General features: G+C 45.7%; 6 protein-coding genes. 1 reads left to right on the forward strand and 5 read right to left on the reverse strand.

Annotation, left to right across the window (positions count from 1 at the left end):
- The coding region (locus tag B3Z75_RS04845) for a hypothetical protein (protein ID WP_294068250.1) at positions 1-346 on the reverse strand (346 nt) is incomplete at its 3' end.
- Between the two features lie 21 nt (positions 347-367).
- On the opposite strand from B3Z75_RS04845, the gene B3Z75_RS04850 reads away from it, so the two are divergent.
- Positions 368-547: a hypothetical protein gene (locus B3Z75_RS04850; RefSeq protein WP_294068251.1), complete on the forward strand. Its 180-nt coding sequence runs from the start codon at positions 368-370 to the stop codon at positions 545-547.
- A 120-nt stretch (positions 548-667) separates the two neighbouring features.
- Here the strand turns inward: B3Z75_RS04850 and B3Z75_RS04855 are convergent, their stop codons facing one another.
- From B3Z75_RS04855 to B3Z75_RS04870, 4 genes are all read right to left on the reverse strand, one after another.
- Positions 668-1,213, reverse strand: coding sequence for a DUF1697 domain-containing protein (locus B3Z75_RS04855; protein WP_294068252.1), 546 nt, complete (start codon positions 1,211-1,213; stop codon positions 668-670).
- Between the two features lie 65 nt (positions 1,214-1,278).
- Positions 1,279-1,551, reverse strand: a complete 273-nt coding sequence (locus tag B3Z75_RS04860; RefSeq protein WP_294068253.1) for a DUF2024 family protein — start codon at positions 1,549-1,551, stop codon at positions 1,279-1,281.
- Between the two features lie 98 nt (positions 1,552-1,649).
- On the reverse strand, positions 1,650-2,999 hold the full coding sequence (locus tag B3Z75_RS04865) for a serine hydrolase domain-containing protein (RefSeq protein ID WP_294068254.1): 1,350 nt from the start codon (positions 2,997-2,999) through the stop codon (positions 1,650-1,652).
- Complete coding sequence (locus B3Z75_RS04870; protein ID WP_294068255.1) at positions 2,996-3,340, reverse strand: peptidylprolyl isomerase; 345 nt, start codon at positions 3,338-3,340, stop codon at positions 2,996-2,998. The genes B3Z75_RS04865 and B3Z75_RS04870 overlap by 4 nt, the downstream gene beginning before the upstream one ends.
- Positions 3,341-3,360: the final 20 nt, after the last annotated feature.

The raw sequence follows: 3,360 nt of genomic DNA on the forward strand, positions 1-3,360 counted from the left end.
TATTTCCCGTGCGGTCAGTCGTTTCTATGTATCTCGTAGTAACGAGTACTGAATTTGGACCCGTAATGTCTGATAAAATCCACTTCACATCGACTTTATCGCTGGTCATTTCTGTTTTATTTTTTTCCAATACCGGCTTCATCATTTCATACAAAGATAAAACCATTCCATTCATCCAAACTACCTGTGCATCTTCAGCATACGTTTCCGTAACCAAATTCCACTTTTTTTCTTCAAATAATTTGTAGTATCCTTTCATAAAATCTTCGGCTGATTTCTTCAGGTCATCCTGCCCGAAGAGAATAGACGGGAGCAAAATGAAGACATAAAACAACAAACTTTTCATAATTGTACGCTTTTGAAAAACATGGATATTCTGTTTCCAACCAGGATTTTAGCTAATAACCAATATGTGCCACATGGCGAAATGGCATTGAGAGAAAGAATCGACCAAAGTCTGTGCGCAATTGATTGGGCGGACGTCCTGTCTACTGATCAGACGTTGCCGCAAATTGAACCGGTGGTTTCATATGCTGATTATAAATAATGCTATTGTTTATAAACAAACAACATATGGGTTGTGTTTTTCCGGGAAATGTTTTTCAAGAAAATAATTCAATAACGAAGTTCTTTATTTCTTCTGCACGATCATAGGATGATCCCGATGCTATCGCCCATACTCATCCGTGATTATTTGATGAAGTCTGCGCACCGTGTTTACATTCCGGATAGTCATATTTCTGTATAGTTCCGTGCCCATCAGCTTCATCATCCCGCTGTGGCTGTAATCTGCTCCTTTCACATTCCACAATATAGCACCCGGGACGTATTTCACGTTATCCACCGGGGTGATCTGTATTTTCTCCAGCACCTCCGGCCGGTCGTACTTCTCCCGCAGAAACATCACGTCTGTCCGCATGCTTTCGTTTTTCACCCATGTGGTAGGTAGTTCCCGGCAAATGGAGTTCAACTGTTCGCTGTTTATTACAATTACTTTTATCTTCAACTGAAAATCCTTTCTGACGGCTTCTTCAATCATTTGCGTCAGTTCCTCTTCTCCTTTCAGCGATTCCTCGAACAGAATGTTTCCGGAGTTGATATAGGTGGCGACATTGGTAAAATTCAGGGAATCAAATGTGGTTTTGAGTTTTCTCATGTCCACTTTGTTATTTCCACCTACGTTGATTCCCCTGAAAAGGGCAATGTAAATCATAGACCTTCGATTTGTAAATATCCTATACGTGATGATTAAGTGATCACAAATTTCCCGAGGAATTGTCAGAGAGTTTCACGACAGTTTTCCATTTCCACAATAGAATACCCCTTTCGCCTGATGTCCTCCTCCCATTCAGGCTTCAATGCTTCAATGTGACAAAACTGACACTCTTTGGAGGCGAGTGGCTGCCCTTCCTGATCTTTCGTTTTCAGGAACTCTCTTCCGTACTTGTATATTTGTTCTTTATCACTGGTTTCCGCTGGAGCGATAATGTCAAAATGCATCACACTCCCGTCTCTTTTGGTTACATAGGTGTCCCAGACTGCTACGTTCATTGTCCCTGGTTTTTTGAATTTTGTGCAATATTGCTCTTACCATAGAGCATAACAAACGTTGCCGCGGTTAAGTTTACCAGTCCACAACAATCATCTTTTTATTGTATCGCATCTACTATTGCGGCCACAAATCCGTTTTGGTCAAACTCGTCTTTTTGGGAGAAACCGGTGCGGACAATCACCAGTTCTTTCGATGGGATGATGTAGATGAACTGCCCGTCGTGGCCGTTGCAAGAATACATGTCGCGAGGTACATCGGGATAGTCGGTGCCGGCTTTGTTCAGCCAGAAAAATGCACCGTATATTCCGTCGGATCCGGTTGCCTCTGTGGTAGTGTATTCCACCCAGTTTTTGGGCAGGATCTGCTCGCCCAGCCAGTTTCCGTTGTTCAGGTAGAGCAATCCGAAGCGGGCATAGTCGCGCAGGGAGGCATAGAGGTAGGATGCCCCCACGAACGTACCCGATGCATCCACCTCAAAAACAGCACTGCGCATCCCAATTTTATTGAAAAGCTTTTCGCGCGGGAAAGCATAATACTCCGCATCGTTGCCAATAGCCCTGCGCAGCAGGTAAGAGACAATGTTGGTGGATCCCGATGAATATTCAAATACCGACCCCGGGGGATATTCGAGCGGTTTCGAACTGGCAAACCGGGCCATATCGCCTTCCTTGTGCAGCATGTTGTTCACATCGGAGCTGTTCCCATAATCTTCGTTCCATTTCAAACCACTGTTCATCTGCATCAGATTGTGGATGGAGATGCTGCGTCTTTCGTCGCTCTGCCACTCCTCCACGTGGGCGGGTGCATAAATATCCAGCCTCCCCTCTTTCGCCAGGATGCCTGTCAGGGCGTTGGTAAAGCTTTTGGCCATCGACCAGCTCAGGAAGCGGTTCTCTGGCCCCAATCCCTCGGCGTACTTTTCGGCAACCGGCTGGCCCCGATAGACCACCATCACCGCGAAGGTACCCTTGTAGGGGATGGTATCGGCAAATGCCTGCTCCACGGCCAGGTTGAGCTTCTGCATGTCTACTCCCGAAGGGATGGTGTCGGCAATCAAATTCCCCATCGGCCAGGCGATGGTGTCGGGTTGTTCGGGTAAAACCGGCACAACCGGGTAGGGGCGTGCCTGAATATCGTTCACCGGATAGTCGTTTACCAGGATGCTGCCATAGCCATTCACGAAAGTAGTATGAGACGTGTGCCAGAGGAAGCGACTTCTTACGCTCTTGCTCCTGGTGTCGACGCTGTTTTTTACGAATCGGATAAAGGAGAAATTCAGGTCGGTCGCCTCCATCGACTCCTGTGTGCGGTTGGCCACAAACAGGCCCGACGACAGGTTTTTGGCTGCATAGCCGGTGATAATCGGCAGGAGAGGGTTTATGTAAAGAACACCACCCAGGAGAATGGACAGAATAAGGACTGTGATAATGATGCGTATTCTTTTCATAAACCCTCCTCGGCCAGTTTCACAAAATTGGCCACGGTGTTTGGGGCATCTTCCTCGTAAAACTTTACTTTCATGATCCCTTTTGCGGTGTGTATCTCTGCTGTGAGCATAATCTTCTTTTTTGAATTTAAAATGAATCTGTAAAAATAACTATTTTGGCTTTCAAATAAAAATAGATGTTTATTCACCTTAATAAAAGGGTCGGCTGTTGATACTGCCCGTACAACAACTGGATGAACTTTTGCTGACAGCCACGGGTTGAGGGGTGGGAACACTGAATTTTTCATTTTTGGACAATTGATGAAGATTAATGGTTCAGCAGCGTGCAACGGAAGTGTCATAAACCTTTATACCCATTGGG

This window comes from Proteiniphilum sp. UBA1028, from assembly GCF_002316955.1.
Taxonomy (GTDB): domain Bacteria; phylum Bacteroidota; class Bacteroidia; order Bacteroidales; family Dysgonomonadaceae; genus Proteiniphilum.

Excerpts from the sequence above, each read along its gene's own strand:
- B3Z75_RS04850 (WP_294068251.1), top strand. The coding sequence starts at position 368 with ATGGATATTCTGTTTCCAACCAGGATTTTAGCTAATAACCAATATGTG.
- B3Z75_RS04855 (WP_294068252.1), bottom strand. The coding sequence starts at position 1,213 with ATGATTTACATTGCCCTTTTCAGGGGAATCAACGTAGGTGGAAATAAC.
- B3Z75_RS04860 (WP_294068253.1), bottom strand. The coding sequence starts at position 1,551 with ATGAACGTAGCAGTCTGGGACACCTATGTAACCAAAAGAGACGGGAGT.
- B3Z75_RS04865 (WP_294068254.1), bottom strand. The coding sequence starts at position 2,999 with ATGAAAAGAATACGCATCATTATCACAGTCCTTATTCTGTCCATTCTC.
- B3Z75_RS04870 (WP_294068255.1), bottom strand. The coding sequence starts at position 3,340 with ATGACACTTCCGTTGCACGCTGCTGAACCATTAATCTTCATCAATTGT.